This is a genomic window from Oleiphilus sp. HI0086 (assembly GCF_001635225.1).
This window is the reverse complement of the sequence record NZ_LWFZ01000204.1, coordinates 1-550: the sequence shown is the minus strand read 5'-3', so window position 1 is coordinate 550 and position 550 is coordinate 1. Positions and strand designations below refer to the sequence as shown.

Below are 550 nucleotides of genomic sequence, written 5' to 3'. Positions count from 1 at the left end.
TTAACCAGTTAGGAAGCTGGATTTCTAAAGAGTTTGCGTAGGGGTCAATCATCTTTTACACGGCTTTTAAGACTGAGTAACTGGCGGTTATGTGTTTTCGAGAGTGTGATAATAGCCAGAATCGCGCCTACCAGTGCAATTGCCATATCAGATTGAGTATCCCAATTATCGCCTTGAGTACCTAAAAATGCTTCTGCTGCCTGGTCTGATAAGAGTGCGACCCACCATTCGATAAGTTCATAAAATGCGCTGAAGGCCAAGCATATGCTAATAATATAGAAATTGAGCCAGCTGACGCCGTTAACGACCTGCTTTCGAATAAGGATTTCTCTGGCAAGAATGGCTGGGACAAAGCCTTGTGCGAAATGGCCAACTTTATCGTAATTGTTGCGGTCCAAGTCCCAGGCTTCTTTTATCATGTCGAACAAGGGGACTTCTGCGTAGGTGTAATGTCCACCAATCATTAAAATGATACAGTGAATCAGGATTAGGAAGTACAGCAGGGGCGTCAGTGGAAAGCTTCGCCTTGTCGTAACGATTAATACCAGGC

At 44.4% G+C, this 550-nt stretch carries 1 protein-coding gene; it reads right to left on the bottom strand.

The window, feature by feature from the left end; genetic code table 11:
• Positions 1-44: 44 nt before the first annotated feature.
• Positions 45-550 (bottom strand): DUF2238 domain-containing protein (locus A3756_RS02775; RefSeq protein ID WP_068552884.1); only part of this gene is annotated, 506 nt, incomplete at its 5' end.